Origin of the sequence: Gordonia sp. UBA7860, assembly GCF_002500165.1 — a bacterium.
Classification (GTDB): domain Bacteria; phylum Actinomycetota; class Actinomycetes; order Mycobacteriales; family Mycobacteriaceae; genus Gordonia; species Gordonia sputi.
In genome coordinates this window covers 1-21,837 of sequence record NZ_DLSO01000029.1, presented here as the reverse complement: position 1 = coordinate 21,837, position 21,837 = coordinate 1, and the positions used below count along the sequence as shown (strand labels likewise).

20 protein-coding genes, 2 tRNA genes and 1 riboswitch are annotated in these 21,837 nt (G+C 63.9%); of the genes, 6 read left to right on the top strand and 16 right to left on the bottom strand.

The features are described 5' to 3' along the window. Window positions 1-77: 77 nt before the first annotated feature. The 5 genes from B3T59_RS04220 to B3T59_RS04200 all read right to left on the bottom strand — a co-directional run bounded on the left by B3T59_RS04220 (window position 78) and on the right by B3T59_RS04200 (window position 5,315). Window positions 78-596, bottom strand: coding sequence for a DUF3145 domain-containing protein (locus B3T59_RS04220; protein WP_005206476.1), 519 nt, complete (start codon window positions 594-596; stop codon window positions 78-80). 160 nt (window positions 597-756) lie between these two features. Continuing rightward, window positions 757-1,572 (bottom strand): serine hydrolase domain-containing protein, encoded by an 816-nt coding sequence (locus tag B3T59_RS04215; RefSeq protein WP_064862025.1) that lies wholly within the window; start codon window positions 1,570-1,572, stop codon window positions 757-759. Between the two features lie 28 nt (window positions 1,573-1,600). After that, complete coding sequence (locus B3T59_RS04210; protein ID WP_064862026.1) at window positions 1,601-2,731, bottom strand: NDMA-dependent alcohol dehydrogenase; 1,131 nt, start codon at window positions 2,729-2,731, stop codon at window positions 1,601-1,603. 125 nt (window positions 2,732-2,856) lie between these two features. Then, a complete protein-coding gene (gene fadD5 / locus B3T59_RS04205) occupies window positions 2,857-4,458 on the bottom strand; it encodes a fatty-acid--CoA ligase FadD5 (protein ID WP_064862027.1) in 1,602 nt (533 codons plus the stop codon). 38 nt (window positions 4,459-4,496) lie between these two features. Further along, window positions 4,497-5,315 (bottom strand): enoyl-CoA hydratase-related protein, encoded by an 819-nt coding sequence (locus B3T59_RS04200; protein ID WP_372495581.1) that lies wholly within the window; start codon window positions 5,313-5,315, stop codon window positions 4,497-4,499. A gap of 212 nt (window positions 5,316-5,527) precedes the next feature. Between B3T59_RS04200 and B3T59_RS04195 the strand changes: the two genes are divergently transcribed. Continuing rightward, window positions 5,528-6,739 (top strand): TetR/AcrR family transcriptional regulator, encoded by a 1,212-nt coding sequence (locus B3T59_RS04195; RefSeq protein ID WP_251723818.1) that lies wholly within the window; start codon window positions 5,528-5,530, stop codon window positions 6,737-6,739. Between the two features lie 18 nt (window positions 6,740-6,757). Here B3T59_RS04195 and B3T59_RS04190 read toward each other — a convergent pair whose 3' ends face one another. Next, window positions 6,758-7,558, bottom strand: a complete 801-nt coding sequence (locus tag B3T59_RS04190; protein ID WP_064862030.1) for a hypothetical protein — start codon at window positions 7,556-7,558, stop codon at window positions 6,758-6,760. Window positions 7,559-7,665: 107 nt separating this feature from the next. On the opposite strand from B3T59_RS04190, the gene B3T59_RS04185 reads away from it, so the two are divergent. Together B3T59_RS04185 and B3T59_RS04180 are read left to right on the top strand one after the other, a co-directional pair. Next, window positions 7,666-8,802 carry an acyl-CoA dehydrogenase family protein gene (locus tag B3T59_RS04185; protein WP_251723819.1) on the top strand — a complete coding sequence of 379 codons (1,137 nt, stop codon included), beginning with the start codon at window positions 7,666-7,668 and terminating at the stop codon, window positions 8,800-8,802. After that, window positions 8,759-9,505 (top strand): GntR family transcriptional regulator, encoded by a 747-nt coding sequence (locus B3T59_RS04180; protein ID WP_287001561.1) that lies wholly within the window; start codon window positions 8,759-8,761, stop codon window positions 9,503-9,505. Before B3T59_RS04185 ends, B3T59_RS04180 begins: the two co-directional genes overlap by 44 nt. On the opposite strand, the gene B3T59_RS04175 is transcribed toward B3T59_RS04180, so the two are convergent. The 6 genes from B3T59_RS04175 to B3T59_RS04150 form a co-directional block, all read right to left on the bottom strand. Next, window positions 9,485-9,910 carry a pyridoxamine 5'-phosphate oxidase family protein gene (locus B3T59_RS04175; protein WP_064864282.1) on the bottom strand — a complete coding sequence of 142 codons (426 nt, stop codon included), beginning with the start codon at window positions 9,908-9,910 and terminating at the stop codon, window positions 9,485-9,487. The two genes, B3T59_RS04180 and B3T59_RS04175, sit on opposite strands and share 21 nt — an antisense overlap. Window positions 9,911-9,969: 59 nt before the next feature. Further along, window positions 9,970-10,284 carry a DMT family transporter gene (locus B3T59_RS04170; protein ID WP_005206487.1) on the bottom strand — a complete coding sequence of 105 codons (315 nt, stop codon included), beginning with the start codon at window positions 10,282-10,284 and terminating at the stop codon, window positions 9,970-9,972. Window positions 10,285-10,299: 15 nt separating this feature from the next. Next, a riboswitch (guanidine-III (ykkC-III) riboswitch) is annotated at window positions 10,300-10,363 on the bottom strand. A 45-nt stretch (window positions 10,364-10,408) separates the two neighbouring features. Next, entirely contained in the window at window positions 10,409-10,609 is a 201-nt protein-coding gene (locus tag B3T59_RS04165; protein ID WP_064864284.1) for a hypothetical protein, read from the bottom strand. A gap of 503 nt (window positions 10,610-11,112) precedes the next feature. Then, a tRNA-Asn gene (locus tag B3T59_RS04160) sits at window positions 11,113-11,185 on the bottom strand. Between the two features lie 152 nt (window positions 11,186-11,337). Then, window positions 11,338-13,044, bottom strand: coding sequence for a GMC oxidoreductase (locus B3T59_RS04155; protein ID WP_251723820.1), 1,707 nt, complete (start codon window positions 13,042-13,044; stop codon window positions 11,338-11,340). 184 nt (window positions 13,045-13,228) lie between these two features. Next, window positions 13,229-13,302, bottom strand: a tRNA-Ile gene (locus B3T59_RS04150). A gap of 262 nt (window positions 13,303-13,564) precedes the next feature. Between B3T59_RS04150 and B3T59_RS04145 the strand changes: the two genes are divergently transcribed. Beyond that, window positions 13,565-13,723: a hypothetical protein gene (locus B3T59_RS04145; RefSeq protein WP_168431277.1), complete on the top strand. Its 159-nt coding sequence runs from the start codon at window positions 13,565-13,567 to the stop codon at window positions 13,721-13,723. Window positions 13,724-13,729: 6 nt separating this feature from the next. Here B3T59_RS04145 and dnaG read toward each other — a convergent pair whose 3' ends face one another. Then, entirely contained in the window at window positions 13,730-15,649 is a 1,920-nt protein-coding gene (dnaG, locus tag B3T59_RS04140; RefSeq protein WP_064864286.1) for a DNA primase, read from the bottom strand. Window positions 15,650-15,792: 143 nt separating this feature from the next. Here dnaG and B3T59_RS04135 point away from each other — a divergent pair, with 143 nt between their 5' ends. Further along, entirely contained in the window at window positions 15,793-18,024 is a 2,232-nt protein-coding gene (locus tag B3T59_RS04135; RefSeq protein WP_287001560.1) for a glycoside hydrolase family 3 C-terminal domain-containing protein, read from the top strand. A gap of 2 nt (window positions 18,025-18,026) precedes the next feature. Here the strand turns inward: B3T59_RS04135 and B3T59_RS04130 are convergent, their stop codons facing one another. The 3 genes from B3T59_RS04130 to B3T59_RS04120 all read right to left on the bottom strand — a co-directional run bounded on the left by B3T59_RS04130 (window position 18,027) and on the right by B3T59_RS04120 (window position 21,303). Then, window positions 18,027-19,334 carry a deoxyguanosinetriphosphate triphosphohydrolase gene (locus tag B3T59_RS04130; protein WP_064864289.1) on the bottom strand — a complete coding sequence of 436 codons (1,308 nt, stop codon included), beginning with the start codon at window positions 19,332-19,334 and terminating at the stop codon, window positions 18,027-18,029. Then, the gene (locus B3T59_RS04125) at window positions 19,327-19,800 is read right to left on the bottom strand and encodes a cold-shock protein (RefSeq protein WP_005206492.1); all 474 of its coding nucleotides are present in this window, start codon (window positions 19,798-19,800) and stop codon (window positions 19,327-19,329) included. The genes B3T59_RS04130 and B3T59_RS04125 overlap by 8 nt, the downstream gene beginning before the upstream one ends. 123 nt (window positions 19,801-19,923) lie before the next feature. Beyond that, window positions 19,924-21,303, bottom strand: coding sequence for a glycine--tRNA ligase (locus B3T59_RS04120; RefSeq protein WP_287001559.1), 1,380 nt, complete (start codon window positions 21,301-21,303; stop codon window positions 19,924-19,926). 295 nt (window positions 21,304-21,598) lie between these two features. Between B3T59_RS04120 and B3T59_RS04115 the strand changes: the two genes are divergently transcribed. Further along, on the top strand, window positions 21,599-21,837 hold a 239-nt coding region (locus B3T59_RS04115; protein ID WP_287001558.1), incomplete at its 3' end, for a DEAD/DEAH box helicase.

Here is a 21,837-nt window from a genome sequence, read left to right as displayed (position 1 = left end):
AAACCGCCGTACTCTGCCGGGGCCGAATCAGTGTGTCGGGTCGGTGATCGGAGGTTGGTCACCAACTCCGGTGTGGTTCAACCGACGCGTTGCGTCAACCAGGTCACCTCGGCGCCCGCGCCGCCCATGCGGTACGCCTCGAGAGCGTCGTCCCATGCGGTACCGAGCGCGGCTTCGAGTTCGCCGGCGAGTCCAGCGCTGTCCGGCTGGGCCTCGATCAGCGAACGCAGTTGCATCTCACCGATGATCACGTCGCCGTTGGCGCTCGTCGATCCGCGCCACAAGCCAAGTCCCGGAACATAACTGAACCGCTCGCCGTCGACGCCCTCGCTGGCATTCTCGGTCACCTCGAAGCGCAGCGACGACCACTCGCGCAGCGCATTCGCCAGCCGCGCAGCAGTACCTACCGGGCCCGTCCAGTCAACGGTTGCCCGTTGCATGCCGGGTTCGGCATCCTGGGCGGACCACTTCAGGTTGGCCCGCGCGTTAAGGGTCGACGACAGAGCCCACTCCACATGCGGGCACAGCGCGGCCTGCGCTGAGTGGATGTACACCACTCCGGTCGTCATGTCCGCAAACTGATTCAGGTTGCGCACCTTGTTCACCTCCGTTGTCGACGAGGAACGTCTTCCCCAACACACCTCGCGACAGCGGATATCACACTCGTGTTGTTTATTGTGCCTGATGTTGTACGTGTTGCGCTAGTTTCCGAAGGTGATTGGTGTGAATTACTGATTCACCCACCAGCCCATAGCGTCAGTCGTCCGCGACGAGCGTGTCGACGACGGCGTCGTTGAACTCGGTCCACAGCGGCTTGGCCCAGGCTCCGAACGGCCGGTCTGTCAACACGACGCAGGCCGCGGCCAACTCCGGATCGACCCAGAGATAGGTTCCCGACTGTCCGAAGTGCCCGAACGTCGACGGCGAGTTACGTGTGCCAGTCCAATGCGGCGACTTGTGCGAGCGGATCTCGAATCCGAGGCCCCAATCGTTCGGCTTGTGCTTGCCGTAGCCGGGCACGAAGCCGTCGATACCCGGAAACCACACCGCATGCGCAGAGTCGGCGAGGTCCGACGAGAGCAGGCGTGGTTGCAGCAGTTCGGCAGCGAAAACGGCAAGATCGTCGACGCTCGACCGCGCTCCGTGGCCGGCAGGTCCGTCGAGCGTCGTCGACGAGAGTCCCAGTGGCGCACAGACTCCCTCGGCGAGGTAATCGGCGAATGCAATCTCCGTTGCGGCCTCGACGGTCTCGGCAAGCACCTCGAACCCGGCGCTCGAGTAGATCCGCTTCTCCCCCACCGGCGCCTCGACCTCTTGCCTGTCGAAGGCCAGTCCTGACGCGTGCGCAAGGAGATGAGCGATGGTCGCGCCGGGCGGCCCGGCCGCGTCGTCGAGTTCGACGGCGCCCTCCTCGACCGCAACGAGAACCGCCTCGGCCACCAGGAGTTTGGTGACCGAGGCGAGCTCGTAGATGCGGGCGGTGTCCCCGTGTGCGACGACCCCCTCCGGAGTGACGATTGCCGCGGCGACATTGTCGACCGGCCAGGAATCGAGGGCCTCGAGAACACTCACGGGGACCTACGTTACCGGTAGACGACGATCAGTGATCCTCGTCGGTGTAGCGGATGACTCCGCGAATGTTCTTGCCGTCGAGCATGTCCTGGTAGCCCTGGTTGATCTGATCAAGCCGGTACTGCCGGGTGATCATGTCGTCGATGTTGAGTTTGCCGATCTTGTACATCGAAAGCAGTTGCGGGATATCGAGCTTGGGGTTCGCACCGCCGAAGATGCTGCCCTGCAGGTTCTTCTGCAGCAGTGTGAGCATCGACAGATTCAACGTCACGTCGGACTCGAGCATGTTCCCCATGCCGGTCAGCACGCAGGTGCCGGCCTTGGCCGTGATGCCCATCCAACTGTCGACATCCTTGCCGTGCACCTCTCCTACCGTCACGATGACCTTGCGGCACATCGCACCGTGAGTGGTCTCGGCAATCGCTCCCGCAGCCTCGTCGATCGACGCGAACGCCGCCGTCGCACCGAATTTCAGCGCCTGCTCGCGCTTCCACTCGACCGGGTCGATCGCGAAGATGTTGCGCGCTCCCGCGATCACCGCACCCTGCAGTGCAGCGGTTCCGACGCCACCGACGCCGACGATTGCCACGTCTTCGCCGGGGCGGACATCGCCACTACGCGTCGACGACCCGTAGCCGGTGGGGATGCCACAACCGACCAGAGCCGCCACCTCGAACGGGATGTCCTTGTCAATCTTCACCACCGACGCCTCGTGCACCACCATGTACGGCGCGAACGTGCCAAGCAGTGTCATCGGATAGACGTTCTCGCCCTTCGCGGTGTGGATGCGGAAGGTGTTGTCGGACACGGCTTCACCCTGCAGAAGCATCGCGCCGAAGTCGCACAGGTTCGCCAGACCCGACCTGCACGACGGACACTTGCCGCACGACGGGATGAAGGAGAGGACGACGTGGTCGCCGACCTCGAAGTCGGTGACACCCTCACCGAGCTCCTCGATGACGCCCGCACCCTCGTGGCCGCCGAGGATCGGAAAGCCCGCCATCGGGATGCCGCCGGTCATGAGGTGATGATCGGAGTGACACATTCCGGCTGCTTCCATCCGGATCTTGATCTCGTGCGCCTTGGGATCACCGATCTCGATCTCTTCGATCTCCCACGGTTGGTTGAGTTCCCGTAGCAACGCACCCTTGGTCTTCATTCATGCCCTCCGCTTGTTGTCGTACACGCGCAGCGTGCCGTTGGTGCCGGCACAGCCTGGCGTCCCTACTGAGACGATAGTCACTTTTCGTCAGAAATGGAACGTGTTCTACTTTTGTGGCGAGATCAGTTGGCCAGACCCTCGTCTTTGCTGCCGTAGCTCTCGCGCAGACGCGGCTTGACGACCTTGCCACCCGCGTTGCGAGGTAGTTCTTCGACGAGAACGATGTCCTTGGGCTGCTTGAACCGCGCCAGGTTCTCGTCGAGGTACGGCTCCATCTCCTCGAGGGTGAGGTCGGCGCCGTCGACCGTCACCACCACGGCGACCGGCACCTCACCCCACTTCGGATCGGCCCGTCCGATCACAGCCGCCTCGGCAATCCTCGGGTGGCCGTAGAGGACGTTCTCGACCTCGGCGCAATAGATGTTCTCGCCGCCCGAGATGATCATGTCTTTTGCCCGGTCGACCACGTAGAGGAAACCCTCGTCGTCGCGACGCACGAGGTCGCCGGAGTGGAACCAGCCCCCGCGGAAGGCATCCTGCGTGCCCTGCGGGTTCTGCCAATACCCGAGCATCATGTTCGACCCGCGGTACACGATCTCCCCGACCTCGCCGTCGGCGACGTCGTTCATCATCGGGTCGACGATGCGCGCGGTAACCGCCGGAACCACCTTGCCGATCGACCCGATCTTGCGCAGCGCGTCGGCGCCGTCGAGAACGCAAGTGATGGGCGACATTTCGGTTTGTCCGAAAACCGCGACGTTGAGCGCGTCGGGAAAGGTCTCGTTCATCGCGTTCAGCACGGTGTCCGAAGCGGGTGCCGCACCCCAACTGATCACGCGGAACTTCACGTCGCGTGGGTGTGCCTGCTGCGCCGCGCAGACCGCCTGCCACTGAGCGGGCACCAGGAAGATCGACGTGATGGCCTCACGTTCGCACATGTCGAGCATCTGGTCGGGGTCGAACGCGCCAAGCGGATGGATGACCGACGTTGCGCCCATGTAGAACAGCGGCGCCATGGCTCCGATACCGGCGATGTGGAACATCGGCGCAACACCGGCACCGATGTCGTCACGGCTGGTGTGCAGCGCCTGCAGACAGGTCAGTGCCTGCGACTGCATGTTCGTGTGAGTCAGCATGGCGCCCTTGGGTTTTCCCGTGGTGCCCGACGTGTACATGATCAACGCGACGGTCTCTTCCGGGATGTCGATCTCCGGGAGATCGGACGCGTCTTCGGCGATGAGATCGGCGTAGTCGAGGTGGGCCTCGTTCTCGGAGCCACCCACCACGATCACCTGATCGACGTCTCCGGTTGCGGCGACAACCGCGTCGGCAAGTGGGGCGAGCAACGTCTCGGTGACGATCGTCCGCGCACCGCTGTCGGTCACCAGGTAGGCGACCTCGGCGGGACTCATCCGCACGTTCACCGGCACCGGGATGGCACCAATGATGTTGGCACCCAGAATCGCTTCGACGTATTCGGTGCGATTGAGCAGGATCATCAGCACCCTGTCGCCGAACCCGACGCCACGACGACTCAGCGCCGCCGCGAACGCAGTGGTGCGCTCGTCGAGTTGTTTCCACGTCGTCGTCTCACCCAAGAACTTGAGCGCGGGAGCGTCTGGCTGCATCAGCGCATGCCTGCGGACCTGGTTGTTCCAGTGGTTGCGGCGAGACCGCAGCGGTTCTGTGTTGAGGTCTTGGCCCGAGGCGACGGTCGCGGTCATGGAACTCTCCTTGGATTTCTCGACGTTGGTTCGCAACGTCAGTGTCGGCGTGCGGTGGTGAATGCGGCTATGGCCGCATGGAATTCGTCAGATTGCAGCAGTCGAGTCTGTCCTCTGGTCTCACGTTCGAGGGTCGACTCGAATCCGGCGAGCGTGTTGGCGTCGAGCGCGGCTTTCGCAAGACGCAACGCCTGCGTCGAACTCTGCGCGAATCGCTTGGCGACGCCCGCGACCTCGGCGTCGAGCGCGGTTCTGTCGTCGACGAGTCCGCTGATCAAGCCAGCGTCGAATGCTTCTGGCGCAGGCAACTTTTCGCCGAGAAGGACCAGCCGATTGGCGCGCGCCCGACCGATCGCGGCCGACACCGTCGCGGTCGCCCCACCGTCGGGCATGAGCCCGATGTTGGTGAATGCCAGAAGAAAGTAGGAACGTCGGGTCGCGAAGATGAGGTCGGAGGCGAACGCCAGCGATGCACCGATCCCGACCGCGGCGCCGTCGACGGACGCGACAACCGGAACCTCGACAGAGCGCACGGCACGAGCCAGCGCCGACCCTCCGCCGATCACAGAGGCCGCACTCCGCTCGTCGATGCCGCCATTCTCCGACGCCCGGGCAGCGATGTCGCGAATATCTGCGCCGGTGCTGAAGTGTCCCCCTGCGCCGTCGATGATCACCGCGCGTATGTCGTCCGCGGCGCATCGGATGGTGAGGAAGTCGATCAGCGCGCTCGAGGCGTCTCCGTTGAGCGCATTCATCCGTTCCGGACGATCGATCGTGACGCGGGCAATCCCCCGATCGTCGACCTCGGTCCTGATCCCGGTAGCGATTGGGGCGTCAGACCCTGCGCCACCAGTCACCCGACTGTCAGACCCAGTCGCCCGAATGTCAGACACAGCCCACCCCGTCGCTCGCCGGTCGCGTGATCATGCCGCCACCATACATGCCAATGAGATGTAGACCACAGGAATCGCGATTAACTTAGCGATCTTCTACGACGCCTCTACCACCAGTTTTAGACGATTAGGCAATTTCTTCTCCAACGAAGACGCTCTCGCTCTACTCTGGACCGATGAGCAGTCAGCCCTCGACTGACCACCCTCCGACACACATCAACGGACAGCCACGTCGACGCCCCGCCGACCGCCGAGCGCTGATTCTGCATACCGCAGCACAGGAGTTCAGCGATCGCGGATACCACGCGGTGCGCCTCGAGGAGATCGCCGACATCGTGGGAATCTCCGCCCCCGCGCTCTACCGCCACTTCCCGACGAAATACGCACTCTTCGCCGAGGCCACCGGACTACTCGCCGACGTGCTGACCGAGGCACTCGAGACATCGCAGAGCGATCTCGAGTCGGCACTGACCGCTCTCGCACAATCGGCCATCGACCACCGCAGGACCGGTGGCCTCTACCGCTGGGATCAGCGCTACCTCAACGGCGATGACGCCACGAAGGTGAAAGACGTTCTGGTGGAACAGCATCGGCGAATCCGCGCAGCGCTTCTCAATGCACGCCCGAACATCCCCCGGCCCCACGCCGACCTTCTCGTCGCGGCGATGATCAGTGTCGTGGCAAGTCCGACCACACATCGGACTGCGTTGGCAGACCGAGAAATTCGCCGACTACTCGTCGCCACCGCGCTCTCGCTGGCCGACGTCGCGCCGCTGCTCGCCGCCGACGCCTCAGTCCAGCGCCCGCCGTCCGGGCTGGCGCCGGCGTCGAAACGCGAACTCATACTCACCGGATCGATCTCACTGTTCTCGGCACGAGGCTTCCGAGAGGTCACGATCGACGAGATCGCCGCTGCCGCAGGCGTTCCCGCATCCGGCGTCTACCGCCACTTCGAGAGCAAAGCCGCGATACTGTCGGCGGCATTCTGGCGAGCGTCCGACCGCGTCAGTGCCGCCACTTCCGACGCACTCGCGGCGTCGACGACCAGCCGCGCAGCGCTCGAGTCGCTCGTTGCCCGCTACGTACAACTCTTCGTGCGCGATAACGCGCTCGTGACGGTCTACCTGAGCGAGATCGGGCACCTGGTCCCGTCGGAGCGCAGCGCGTTGCGACGCCAGCAACGCGCCAACGTCGACGAGTGGGCCGCATGGGTCACGCGCGACCGTGGCGACGCGATCAGTCGTGGACAGGCCCGCTTCCTCGTGCACGCGGCACTGAACGCCATCTCGGATCTGCTTCGACTACGCCGCCAACCAACCGTCGAGCAGGTCACCGCGATCGGCTGCGCCATTCTCGAAGGCCCCCGGCGGGGCCCACAGCAGCGCTGACGTGCTGGCTGCCTGATGTCAGACGGTCGCCAGATCGTCGAGCAACCACGTGCCGTTCCGCTTGGCGAGCGTGATCTCGACACGCGATTGGTACGGGATGCCGTCAGGAACCTGCGCGGCGATCTCCGACGACTTCACCGTCTGATCCAATGCCACGAGGACCACCGCACGGTCGGCAGTCACCGATTCGATCCCCGCGCGCTGCGCCTTCGACGTCGACACTCCCTTGGCGTTCGCGTTGCCCTTGCGCGCATCCTGCGACGACGCGATATAGGTCTTACCGAACTCCGGGGTGGATATCTGCGTGATTCGACGATCGAGATCGCCGTAGTCGGCGGGGTCGTAGGTGGTCAGCTCGACGGCGTAGCGACGCGCGGTGTCGAGGACTGTTGTGCGATCGGCATCCGACGGTCCTGCGTCAGACGCTCGGCGATCTGCCTGCGCGTACAGGTACGCGAGTACCCCGGTCGAGATCGCGAGGACCACCACGAACGATGCCAGCACACCGACCAGTAGCCGCCCGCGGCCCGGACGCGTCGCTCCAGCGGCGCTCGCCGCCTCGGCTCCCACGCCACCGCTCTTCCCGCCGCGCCCTCTCTCAGTACGTCCCTTGTCAGTACGGCCACTCGTGGTGTCGAGTTTGCGTGGCACCCGGTCGGCGGCCTCGGCGCGCAGTTGTTCACGCCTACTGCGATTCGCCGCGAGGAACTCGTCTCCGTCGAGTGGCGAGACGTCGGCGCTTGTCGGCCCGGCACTCTCGGCCTCCACGCTCTCCTCGGCCTGCACGCCGTCGTCAGACGGGATTCGCGATTTGGGCATGGCAACCAATCTAGCCATCGATAGTGTGGTCCAGACCACGGCCCGACATATCACATATATGATCTAGCCAGAGCCGCCTACGGGCTTCGCATATCGAGAGGACAACAGTGAACTTCACTGAGGAACAGCGCGCATTCGCGACGTCTGTCGCCGATTTCTGCCAACGCGAGGTCGGCACCCGTGACCAGCGCAATCGCTACACAAAAGACGGGAGGGAGCTGCACTCGCGCGAGCTTTACCAGAAGATGGCCGACCTCGGCTGGGCGGGCATCATGTTGCCCGAAACCTACGGCGGGTCGGGCGCCGGCAATGTCGAGATGTGCATCCTGCTCGAAGAAGCGATGCGCGGCATGGCACCGATCGGCGGGATCGGGCCCACCTTCATCACAGCCCTCGCCTACAACCGATTCGCCGACGACCAGCTCAAGAAGGAAGTCCTGACCGGAGTCGTCAACGGCGATGCGCTGTCGATCTCGATGTCGGAGCCCGAGGCCGGTTCCGACGTCGCCAACCTCACGTGCCGTGCCGAGAAGGTCGACGGCGGGTGGGTCATCAACGGGCAGAAGACCTGGTGCTCCAACGCGCACTTCGCGCGGTCGATCCTGCTGATCGCCCGCACCTCGAACACCGGCAAGAAGCACGAGGGAATCACGCAGTTCCACATCCCTGCCGACACACCGGGTTTGGAGATCAAGGGCATCGACACGCTCGGCGGGCGAGAGGTCAACGATCTCTACTTCACGGACTGTCGAGTGCCCGACTCGGCAGTCGTCGGCGAGGTGGGCAACGGCTGGAATCAACTCATGGCCGGACTCAACACCGAGCGACTCATCCTCGCGGCCATGCAACTCGGTGTGGCCGAGCGATCATTTGCCGACACACTGGCGTTCATCACCGAGCGCAAACAGTTCGGGCGTCCCATTGGGTCGTTCCAGGTTCTGCGGCATCGCATGGCCGACCTCGCAACCGAGATCGAGTGCACCAAGCAACTCGTCTACTCGGTGGCTCAACTCGCCGACGACAATCCCACCAAGCTCTTCCCCCGCGAGGCCTCGATGGCAAAACTCAAAGCCACCGAAACCTCCAAGCGCATGACCATCGATGCCATGCAGATGATGGGAGGCTACGGCTACGCAACGGAATTCGACGCCGAGCGCTTGATGCGTGGCGCGATCATCTCGACGGTCTACGGTGGCACCAATGAGATCCAGCGCGACATCATCGGCAAGACCTTCGGACTCTGACGGGTCGAGGGCGCCGCGACGGATTCCTCGGCGCCCTCCGCTGTCCGAAGAGGTTGCCGCACACCTGAGACACCGCATCATGACCGCCGACATCAGACCCGGCGAATTCATCAGGCTCGACGACGTCGCAGCCGAGCTGGGCGTCAGTGTGACCCCTGTGCGCGAGGCGTTGCTGACCCTGCGTGGCGAGGGCATGGTCGACCTCGAGCCGCACCGCGGATATCGCGTCGGTCCGCTCGACCGTGTCGACGTCGACGACCTGTTCTGGCTGCAGGGCGAGATCGCGGTGCGGCTCGCTCTGCGCACGGCAGCCGCGGTGACATCCGACGACCTCGACGAGTTGCAGTGGTGGACGCGACGACTGCGCACAGCCGTCGAGAGTGGCGATGAGAATGGCGTCATCGAGGCGGAGTTCGAGTTTCACCGCGCGCACAACGTCATCGCGGGAGGCACCAAGTTGGCATGGTTCCTCCTAGCGGCAACGCGGTACACACCCGCACGGCTCTACGCCAACGACCCCGAGTGGGGGTACACCGCGGTCGACAGCCATGAACGACTGATCGACGCCTACCGTTCATCCGACGTCGACGAGGCGGTGGCGCAGACGCGTCGCCAATTCACCGATGGCGCTGCACGTTTGACTCGCCACCTCGAACAGAGCGGCATCTGGGGCGCAACCGGCTCAAACCGAACCCAGGTCTGACGCGACCCACTGTTGCGGTCGCACAACGACTTTCGTCTGCGTACCGTGCTCAGAGGTGGCGAATTCGACGTAGCCCGCGACTTTGTCGGCGGGCAGATACCGCGTCGCCATCTCGACGAGATCGTCCTTGGTTCCGTCGACGTAGTCGATCACCTGACCCGACACCGCGGCGTAAGCAATCGTTGGCGAGACCACCTCGGCCATGACGGTGCAGCGCCCGGCTGCACGCAACAGCGAGATCTTGCGTGACTCGGCACCTGTCAAAAACCACAGGTCGCCGCCGGGACTGTACTGATACCAGATCGGCACCACCAGGGGCGCGCGGTCGGCGCCCGCCTCTATCGAGAGCGCGCCGATGTGCGGCTGCGCGAGAAATGCTTGCCGTTGTTCCTTGTTCATCGCCATGAACCCGAGGCTAGTGATTTCCTTCGTCGAGCGTCGGCACCCGGCCCTACGGCCGCAACTCAGTGGGCGAGCTTGAGGCCGACCACGGAGACGATGATGAGAAAGATCAAGCCGGCCTTGATCAGGGATGCTGATTCGGCACCGGTCACCATCGCATACGTAACTGTCAGCGCGGCTCCGATACCCACCCAGATCGCGTAGGCGGTGCCAGTTGGCAACTCCCGCAACGCAAACGCCAGCCCGGCCATCGATCCGATGAGCGCGACGGCGAAAACAATTGTGGGGACGATCTGGGTGAACCCGTGCGACTTACCGAGAGCGGTCGCCCATACAGCTTCGAGAACACCAGAAATGATCAACACGATCCACGACACGAGACGTCGAACCTCCGAGCGCCGTCTTGTCGCTGGCCGGGTACGGCACGCCTCGTCCGGGTGTCACCATTGACTATGTCAATACTAGCAAATCGGACACCCGCAAAATTCCTGGCGCGCGACGCTACTCCGACGAACCGCCCTTGCCGACTGCGACCACTCCCGCCCCCACCACCACGACCGCAAGGCCGAAGATCGTGTAGAGCCAGGCGGCGACCCCGCCACCGTAGTTGGCGATGTCACCGATACCTGCAGCGGCGAAGATGAGTCCCATCGCGATTGCCAGTCCGGGAAGTACATAGAAGAGCGGTGAATGCGTTGACACGGCGTTGACCTCCTCGACACTCCCACCTTCCGTCGCTGTCCGACGGAAGTGTTGGTCACGATCAACGTTAGAACCAGCTCCACGCCCACGACAGGGTATTTGGTCGAGTCTCCGTCGCCCCCGGGACGACGAAACGCGGTCTACTGGTTCGAGTCCAGTTGGGAGCACGACATACCGGTACGTCCGTGGAGGCCTGAGCGGCCGGTGACTTCGACGTGTCCTCGACGGCGCCCGCTGCCGTCACGATGACCGTGACGGATGGTGACGGGATCATCGACGCGGAAGCGCGACGAACTCGACGACGACCCTAAGCCTGGGTTGTTACGCGCACCGCGTTGACGCGCGGCCGCTCGTAGGGTGTCAGTCTTGATAACGACGTTCCGCTCGCCACCCGGCCCACGCCGCTGCCGGGTACACCGTTCTGCTCCCAGCGTCTGGCACTCATCTGGCACGTAGCACGCCCATCAAAGCAAAAAACCGCCTGAGAACAGGCGGTTTTCTTGCTCCCCCAACTGGACTCGAACCAGTAACCGTTCGATTAACAGTCGAATGCTCTGCCAATTGAGCTATGGGGGATTGCTCTCGATTCGGGCGCCGCGAAGAGCACCAGAACCGAACGCTGACTCTAGCGTATCGGACCCCAGCTCAACAAAACGCCTGCTAGATCGCGTAGCGCATCCGGCCTCGCAGCGCCCCGAACGCACTGCACTTCGCGACGCTGGCTCCCGCTACCCGCCTTGGGAGATGATGTGTGCGATATTTCGTTCCGCTACCGCAGTGATCGTGAGCGTCGGGTTCGACGCCCCTGCCGAGCCCGGGATCATCGCACCATCGTTGACGTAGAGGTTCTTGTACCCCTTGACCCGTCCGTAGGCATCGCATGCGGTGCCGAGATCGGCGCCGCCTAGTCCGTGAGCCCACATGAGGTCGGGCTCGTACACGACAGCGTCAACCGGGAGACCGGACCGATCTGCGAGTCGGTGAGCGATCCTCATCGAATTTGCCGCAACGCCGCCGTTACCTCCCGCCGGCCAGTCAAGGACGACGGTTCCAGAGTCGCGTCGGTAGCGAAAAACGCCGCGCGTGGGATCGACTGAGGTCAATCCCGCCTTTATCACAGATGTATTCGACGCAGCGACGACCGATTCCATCGGCCCCAAGGAATATGTGCTGTTGACGACACATCGCGCATAGTGACCCTCAGTATCGAAGAATCCAACAGCCCCCACCGCAGATTGGTCCTTCTTCTTACCACTGACCGCGACATCGAAATTGGCATTACCGTTATTTCCCCAAGCAGCGCCAATGTACTCATTCAGATTGGGCAATGTCCCACTATCACGCGCTTTGACCAAGAGCCTGTTGGTGTTGAGGCTGCCCGCAGCCACCACGAGTCGGTCAGTTGTCAGTATTCGCTTGGCCAACACATCGCCGTACGGGCTTAAATAGTCCACATCGAGTACAAATCGCCCAGACCTCTCAATATGAATATCGTTGACCTGGTGCCGGGGATGCACTGTGGCCTTGCCAGTACTTTCTGCGCGCGGAATGTAAGTGAATGTCAGCGAGTTCAACGAACCATTCGATCGTGCACCAGCGCTAGTGATGGTCATCGGCTTCGCACGGCCGGCAATTTCGTCGCGCACCACATTCCACCGCCAGTTTCCTGGCACGAAGTAGGGACTGTACTTCGCATTCTTCGCTACTCGCCAAAAATCGCGGGCATTGTCAAAGCTGGAGTGCCGGTACACATCCGAGGGCACGGTCGTCGCGCCGAGGCCCGCAAGAGCCTTCGGATACCAAATGCGCGCCATTTCGTCGTAGTCAACAACGCCGCGAAACACCTGGTCGAATGGCACCCTCAGCGACTGCGCCGTGATCCCGATATACACCACCGAGCCTCCGCCGACCGCCGCGCCGCACATGAGAACCGAATTGTTGTGCCAACTCACCTCGAAGAGTCCACCGAAGTCATCAACTGACGCCATCGATCCCAAGGTTTCTGCGTATGCCGGAATCGCCAAAGTAGAAGTCAGCGACTTCTCGGCCAGCGACTTACTCGGATGCCAGAACATCCTGCCATCCGATGATCCGTAGATGTCCCGCCACGGGTCTGTTGGCCACCGAGAACCACGCTCAAGAAGCGTCGTCTGAATTCCGGCCTCGGCCAACCTGAGCGCACTGACAGAGCCGCCGAATCCGCTTCCGATAACGATGGCCTCAGAGTGTTGCCTCGGCGCCGGAACAGGCATGAATATCTCCGGCACGAGCGATTCGTACCGTCCGTGAGCCGAAGGCGCAGCCAGCACCTTTCCAGCCCCGAGTATCTCAGCAATTCCTCCGGCCGCAGCCCCCGCAATACTCATCTTCAGAAAGGCACGACGATCCATCGATTCCCCCAAAACGCCGAGAGTCCGCCCCGGTGACATCTCCATGTCTGACTCAGTGTGCGTAGAACTTACCGCAGGATTCGACAACGAGCACTCCGAGTACGACGTGGCGGAGAGGGGTTTGGTCCGGTTGATCTACACCGGAACCAGTGCCGGGCGTAGCGAGCACATCGTCAGTCCAGGCGTTCTCCTACCGAAAGCCAGGACCTCCACCGAAATCAGTCGTGCGTGGGGCGGGCGGGGCTCGAACCCGCGACCTACGGATTATGAGTCCGCGGCTCTAACCAACTGAGCTACCGCCCCGTTCGGGCACATGCCCGGTGGGAGATTACCGCACGGCCTCTTCGCCCGGACTCTCGCGGGTCGTCTCTCCCCCGTTGCAGCCGAACCGCCCGCCCGGTGACCCGACCCACATTCGCGCAACCACGAGTGAAACCTCGCGTCAACTGGCCGATCGGTCAGGTGTCGCCCCATACTTTCGGTAGGCCATCGAGCCGAGAATCCCGGTCGCTTCGCCGTCGCAGCGCCGCCGTCGCCCACTGTCCGAGCCCGAGGAGGCGAACTGATGAGTGCAGACCACATCTGGGGACGCCCGCGCCCTACGCCCGACCGCTGCGAAGGCCCCCACACGTACTCCGGTGGCTGCCGATACAACTCCGAGGACCCGCACCGGCCGATGTTCCCCGAGGAACTGCGACCCGGCGGCAGGCTCAACGCCGCCTGACCACCGTCATCCGGCGTCGACGACAGGGTCGACGGCCTGCTCGAGCAGACTGCGTCGATACGCCTCCAACGCCACGAGGTCGCCGAACACCGCGTGATAGCCGTCGGGGTCGTCACCTGGAGCCATGCGGCGCAGCCGTGACTTGATGTCGGCGATCTGCGCGCCGACCCAGACCTCCTGCAGTCGGGCAAGCACACTGCCGATGTAGCGCGAGATGTTCTGCTCGCTGACCGGCATCGGTTCGACAGCGAGCTCGGTCACCATCGGCCCGACGACCGGGTTGTCCACCTCGTGGTTGACGGCGTCGATCCACTCGGTGCCGCCCATCCCCGACGACGTGCCACCCAACGCCGACATCGCATTTCGCACGACGGTGTAGGCGGGTTCTGTGAAGCACTCCTCGGGCAGCGAATCGAAGACGGTTCCTGCGATTGCCGGGTACTGCAGTGCCGCCTTGAGCGCCTCGCGCTGCGGCCACAGGCGAGGGTCATCCGGGTTGGGTCGCCCGGGTCCCGGCGCCTTCTCCGCTTCGGGACGGTCACGACGCATCTGTCGCCCACGCCCAGACGCCGATGCACGTCCGTTCACCCGAGCGACGCGCGCACCCTCCTCACGCACCCGCGCGAGAACCTGCCCGACTTCTTCCCAGCCAACCCAACCGGCGAGCTGACGGGCGTACTCGTCGCGCAGTGCGACATCTTTGATGCGGGCCACCACAGGCACCGTGTCGCGCAGTGCGTGGACACGACCCTCCGCGGTGTTCAGATCAAACCCGGCCAGCAGGGCCTTGATGGCGAACTCGAACATCGGCACCCGACGCGCGATCAAATCCCGGACCGCGGTGTCTCCCCTGTTCTGCCGCAACTCGCATGGGTCCATACCCTCCGGCGCGATGGCGACGAAGGTCTGGCCCGCGATGGATTGCTCGCCCTCAAAAGCCTTGAGCGCCGCAGCTTTTCCGGCCGCGTCGCCGTCGAAGGTGTAGATCACCTCACCGCGGAAGTACGAGTCGTCCATCATCAGACGACGGATCAGCGCCAGGTGATCCTCACCGAATGCGGTGCCACACGAAGCGACGGCAGTCGTCACCCCGGACAGATGCATCGCCATCACGTCGGTGTATCCCTCGACCACGACGACCTGATGACTCTTGGCGATGTTCTTCTTGGCGTGATCGAGGCCGAACAATACCTGAGACTTCTTGTACAGCATGGTCTCCGGCGTGTTCATGTACTTGCCGAGGTTGTCGTCGTCGAACAGCTTGCGCGCACCGAAACCGATGATGTCTCCACCGAGATTGCGGATCGGCCACAGCAGACGGCGATGGAATCGGTCGATGGGCCCCTTGCGGCCCTGCTTCGACAGGCCGGCCGCCTCCAACTCGGCGAACTCGAAGCCCTGCGACAGCAACGCCTTGGTCATCGTGTCCCAGCCTGCGGGGGCGTATCCGCAGCCGAAGGTCGACGCCGCAGCGGCGTCGAAGTTCCGTTCGGTGAGGTAGTCGCGCGCAATCTGCGCGTCGGGGGTTCGCAACTGCTCGGCGTAATACTTCTGCGCGGCGGCGTTGGCAGCTACCAGGCGGGCGCGGGTTCCACGATCACGTGCGACCGACGTCCCGCCACCCTCGTAGTGGATCTGATATCCGATCCGGTCGGCGAGTTGCTCGACGGCCTCGACAAAGCTGACGTGCTCCTGCTTCTGCAAGAAGCTGTAGACGTCGCCACCCTCGCCGCATCCGAAGCAGTGGAAATGACCGTGATGGGGACGGACGTGAAACGACGGCGTCTTCTCGTCGTGAAAGGGACACAGTCCCTTGAGTCGGTCGGCACCTGCCGGACGCAGTGCGACGTAGTCGCCGATGATCTCCTCGATGCGTGTCTGTTCACGGATTGCCGTGATGTCACGATCGGGAATTCGGCCTGCCACGTGCCCAGTGTAGTGACCTCTGCGGCTCGCCTCGTCCGCTACATCCACAAGCGCGCGAGACTGCGCCCAACCCGCGCGGCTTCCGAGGACGGATCGGCTACGGTCGAAAACGGGGGGCCGAGTCGTCGCACCGAGGAGCACCTATGGCTACATCGTCGTTGTCCACCGCAGAGCAGGCCCGACTCACCAGCGGCAAGAACTTCTGGCAGACCAAGTCCGAGGGCGACCTGCCGTCAATCGCAATGACGGACGGCCCGAACGGACTGCGCAAACAAGAGGGCTCCTCCGACGCCCTGGGCTTGTCGGAGAGCATTCCCGCGACCTGCTTCCCGCCCGCTGTCGGACTCTCCCAGACCTGGAACCCCGACCTCGCGGACCGCATCGGCAAGGCCATCGGCACCGAGGCACTCGCCCGCCAGGTCTCGGTCGTTCTCGGCCCCGGCATCAACCTCAAGCGCTCCCCGCTCGGCGGCCGCAACTTCGAGTACTACTCCGAGGACCCGGTTCTCTCGGCAAGATTCGGCGAAGCATGGGTACGCGGCGTGCAGAGCGTCGACGTGGGTGCCTCGCTCAAGCACTTCGCGGCCAACAACCAGGAGACCGATCGCATGCGGGTGAGCGCCGCAATCGACGAGCGCACACTGCACGAGCTGTACCTTCGAGCGTTCGGCCACATCGTCCGCACCGCACGACCGTGGACGGTGATGTGCTCGTACAACCGGATCAACGGTATCCACGCGAGCGAGAGCCGCGAGCTACTCACCGAAATCCTCCGAGACACATGGGGATTCGACGGCGTGGTGATCAGCGACTGGGGTGCCGTGATCGACCGCGTTCGCTCGGTGGCCGCCGGACTCGACCTGATGATGCCGTTCGGGGGCGACGAACTCGACGACGACGTGGCGGCTGCCGTGGACGACGGCCGCCTCGACCCGCAGGCACTGCAGGAGTCTGCCGACCGGATGATCACGCTCGTCGAACGAGCAGCACCGCACATCCGTTCGGAGAACGGCACATTCGACGTCGACGCCCATCACTCGCTGGCGCGTGAGGCCGCGGCGCAGGCAATCGTGTTGTTGCGCAACGACGACAACCTTCTTCCCTTGGACAGCTCCGAAAAATTGGCCGTCATCGGCACGATGGCCGCGCAACCGCGCTATCAGGGCGGCGGGTCGTCGAAGGTCAACGCCACCAAGGTCGACATCCCGCTCGACGAGATCAAGCGGCACGCCGGCTCCGAAGTCGTCTACGCCGCCGGATACACCACCGACGACAACGATTCTCAGAACCGCAGCGACCTCATTTCCGATGCCGTCGCCGCGGCGCGATCTGCGACCAACGTCGTGCTGTTCCTCGGACTCGCCGAGCACCAGGAGTCGGAGGGATTCGACCGGACCACCATCGACCTTCCCTCCGATCAGCTAGAACTCGCGGAAGCGGTACTGGCCGTGAATCCTCGTACGGCCGTGGTGCTCTCACGCGGCGGAGTAATCCGCGTCGCGCCGCTCCTGGCGCCCGCGATCCTCGACGGCGCGCTCCTCGGACAGGCGGGCGGAGGCGCCATCGCCGACGTTCTGTTCGGCAGCGTCAATCCGTCCGGGCGACTGTCGGAGACCATTCCGCTGCGTCTCGAGGACAACCCGAGCTACCTGAACTTTCCCGGCGAGTTCCAACACGTCACCTACGGCGAGGGACTGTTCATCGGCTACCGCTGGTACGACGCGCGCAGAATGAACGTCTCCTATCCGTTCGGACATGGCTTGACCTACACCGACTTCGACTACCGCGACCTCTCGGTCACCCAGGATGTCGACGGTCTGACCGTCGAGGTGACCGTCGCGAACGTCGGCAAGGTCGACGGACGCGAGGTCGTGCAGGTGTATTCAGGCATCGAGACGTCGTCGGTCTCGCGGCCGGTGCGCGAACTGAAGGCGTTCGCGAGCGTCGACGTCAAGGCGGGCGACGAGCAGCGCGTGACCATCAGCGTGCCGCGAGAGGTGTTGGCGTACTGGGATGTTCGCGTCCACGATTTCCTCGTCGAAGGCGGAACGTATCGGATCGACGTGGGAGCGTCGAGTCGCGATATCCGCCTGCACGCCGACGTCGAGGTCAAGGGAGACGAGATCTCCGTCCCACTGACCACCAATTCGACGATCGCCGAGGTGGTTTCAGTCCCCAGCGGCAAGGACGCGTTGACCGAATTGGTCAAGAGCTCCTTCCCCGACGTGACCGAGGCCGACGGCCCGGGGCTGCTCGCCATGATCGGCTCGGTGCCTGTCGACAGGTTGCCGGAGTTCACCACCGGCGCGGTCACCAAGAAGGCGCTGGCGGAGAAGCTCGACGCCGTCAACGCCGGGAACTCATCCGGCCAGTAGTATCAGCCCAGGTGCGCCTGGGCGCCGGAGTTCTGTTTGTCCATCCGTTCGAGGCGTCCCTCGGTCATCGAGGCGATCTGGTCGACGATGACACGCAGTCGCGCGGCGTCGGTCTCGGCGGCCTGCCAGGTCGGGACGAAGATCGGATCGAGTCCCCCGGGGGCCGCGGCCATCAACCACCCGGCGACCCGGTGTATGCGCTCGCGTTGGCGTGCCTGGTGCGACTTGTGGCGTTCGTTGGAGAAGATGAATCGCAGTGCCAAGGTCTTGAGGATCGCAACCTCGGCAGCGATCAGCGGTGGCACCGTCAGGTCGGCGTCGTAGCGAGAAATCGACCGCCCGCCGACCTGTCCTCGGGTACCCGTGATGGCGGCGGACGCGAACCTGCCGATGAGTTCACTCGTGAGTCTCTTGAGCCGCACCGACGCGTCGAGACTGCCGTCGAACACCCCGACCGCCCGCACGATGTCCATCTGAGAGAGCCTGCCCGCGGCGTCGATCAGCGGTTCCGGTTCGAGCTCGGGAAATTCTGCGACGCCAATCGCCGCCAGCGTGCGTTGATCGTCCGGGTCGCCGAGTGACCGGAGATCGATGCGGTTGGCGATGACGCCGTCTTCGAGGTCGTGTACCGAATACGCGACATCGTCCGACCAGTCCATGACCTGCGCTTCAATGCACTGCCGATCGCCGGGCGCACCCTGCCGAACCCACGCCAGGGTATCGGCGTCGTCGTCGTATGCTCCGAACTTGCGGGCCGGTGGCCGACGCAGCCACGGGTATTTGAGAGTCGCGTCCAGCGACGCGCGAGTCAGGTTCAGACCCGCGGACGCGCCGTTGGCGTCGAGGAGTTTCGGTTCGAGCCGCGTGAGAATGCGCAGGTTCTGCGCATTGCCCTCGAACCCACCGATGTCGACGGCGACCTCGTCAAGCGCTCGTTCGCCGTTGTGTCCGTACGGCGGATGCCCGATGTCGTGGGCGAGACCCGCGAGTTCGACGAGGTCCGGTTCGCAGCCGAGACCGATCGCGATCCCCCGCCCGATCTGCCCGACCTCGAGCGAATGCGTGAGACGGGTACGCGGAGTGTCGCCCTCGCGTGGTCCGACGACCTGGGTTTTGTCGGCGAGCCGACGCAATGCGGCCGAATGGAGTACGCGCGCACGGTCACGCGCGTACTCACTGCGGTGATCTGTCCTGGTGCCGGGCAGGCTGGCCGTCTTCGCACCCTCGCGAACGATGCGCTCGACGGCCTCCTCGCCGTACTCGGCAGTCGGAGGTATACCGGTCCGGCCAGAGAGCGGGGTACTAGTCAAGCACCCAGCCCCGACCGACCGCGAAGTCGGTGACGCGCTGACGGATGGCGACGATCTGCTTGGCAGTCAGGTCGCCGGAGGCGTCGAGGAGCAGTTCGGTGATCTCCTCGGTGAACGCCGCCGAATCGAGTGACCCGCCGCCTCCGCGCGGACGTCGACGGTCAGCTCCATGCGAGCGATCGGAACCGTGTGAGCGACCGTGGTGATCGTGCGAATCGCGACGATGCGGGCGCCCCGATCCCGACTCGTCGGCCGGCGCTTCTTCGGTGACCGCGACGTTGACCGCCTTGGCTCCGCGATCGGTTTCCTCGATGTCGAACGAGACCTTGGCACCTGGCTTCAACGAATCCTCGTCGATGTCGATGTCATTGATGTGCAAGAACACATCGGCACCGCCCGACTCCGGGGCCAAGAATCCGAATCCTCTATTCGTGTCGTAATGAACGACTTTCCCGCTGACCGCCACGACTCCACTCACTCTCCTCGCCGCCCGGTCGGACCCCGTGTCCGGCCGCGCACGGCAAATCTCCTCAATTGTGACAGACCACCGCAGGTCAGGCCTACTCAACGACCGACCCGCGACCCGACGTCACGCCCCGAGCAGTTTGCTCCCCAGATATTCGACGACGCGGTCCAACGCGATGCGCTCCTGGCTCATCGTGTCGCGTTCGCGAATCGTGACGGCCTGATCGTCGAGGGTGTCGAAATCGACCGTTACGCAGAACGGCGTTCCGACCTCGTCCTGCCTGCGGTACCGCTTGCCGATCCCCTGTGCGTCGTCGAAGTCGACGTTCCAGTACTTGCGCAACTCTGCGGCGAGATCCTTGGCCTTCGGTGACAGCTTCTCGTTGCGCGAGAGAGGCAACACCGCCACCTTCACCGGGGCAAGTCGACGATCGAGCCGGAGCACGGTGCGGGTGTCGGTGCCGCCCTTGGCGTTCGGCACCTCTTCCTCGGTCAGCGCGTCGCACAGGAATGCCATCACCGAGCGGGTCAGACCAGCTGCGGGCTCGATCACATACGGGGTGTAGCGCTCGCCCGTCGCCTGGTCGAAGAACGACAGGTCTTCACCCGAATGCTTGGCGTGGGTGGACAGATCGAAGTCGGTGCGATTGGCGACGCCTTCGAGTTCGCCCCACGGGTTACCCGAGAAGCCGAACTTGTACTCGACGTCGACGGTGCGCTTGGAGTAGTGCGACAGCTTTTCCTTGGGGTGGTCGTACAGCCGCAGATTCTCCGGATTGATACCGAGATCGGTGTACCAGGCGAATCGCTGATCGATCCAGTACTGGTGCCATTCCTCGTCTTCACCCGGCTTGACGAAGAACTCCATCTCCATCTGCTCGAACTCGCGGGTGCGGAAGATGAAGTTGCCCGGGGTGATCTCGTTGCGGAAGGCCTTGCCGATCTGGCCGATGCCGAACGGCGGCTTCTTGCGGTTGGCGGTGACGACGTTGTTGAAGTTGACGAAGATGCCCTGCGCGGTCTCCGGGCGCAGGTAGTGCAGTCCCTCTTCGTCGTCGACGGCACCGAGGTAAGTCTTCATGAGCCCGGAGAACTGCTTGGGCTCGGTCCAGTTGCCCTCCTGGCCGGTCTCCGGGTCGCGGATGTCGGCCAGTCCGTTCTCCGGCTCGCGGCCGTGCTTGGCGATGTAGGCCTCGATGAGGTGATCGGCGCGGTAGCGCTTGTGGGTGTGCAGCGACTCGACGAGCGGGTCGACGAAGGTCTCGACGTGACCGGAGGCCTCCCAGACGCGCTTGGGCAGGATGATGGAGGAGTCGAGGCCGACCATGTCCTCACGCCCGCGGACGAACTCCTGCCACCACAGGGCCTTGATGTTCTCCTTGAGCTCAACGCCGGGCGGACCGTAGTCCCAGGCGGAACGGGATCCGCCGTAGATGTCTCCTGCCTGGAAGACGAACCCGCGCCGTTTGGCCAGGGTGATGACGGAATCCAATGTCGAAGCCACGTGAAATATCTCCTTGAGTCGACTGCGAACGGCTGGCTGCTGTTCGTACCGCTCCCAGGGTAGCGAATCCGCCTGGCCACCGCCGCCCGGGAGCAGGCGACGTGTCCGGTCACACATGAGCCCGATGCGGGCAATGGCAGCTGCGGCAGGTAGGATTGACTGAGGTTCCGGCCGCTTCGTGTCTGACAGATGACGCTCCTTCGGCCGCTAGAGTTCGATCACACGCCCACTTCGAGGCATGTTCCGATGCCGAAGTCTGTCCATTCCGTGATCCGTGTGCCCTATTTGGAGATTCATGACATCCGTCCACCCGTCTGCCGACCCGCAGGCGCCCACCACCCCCACCACCGATGAGGCTGCTGAGATCCAGCCGCCGGCCGTGCAGTTCTGCGACTTCGACATCGACCCGCGGATCCTCTCCGCACTCACCGACCTCGGATATGAGACCCCGTCCGCCGTACAGGAGCAGGCGATCCCGCCGCTGCTCGACGGTGAGGACGTCATGGGCTTAGCCCAGACCGGCACCGGCAAGAC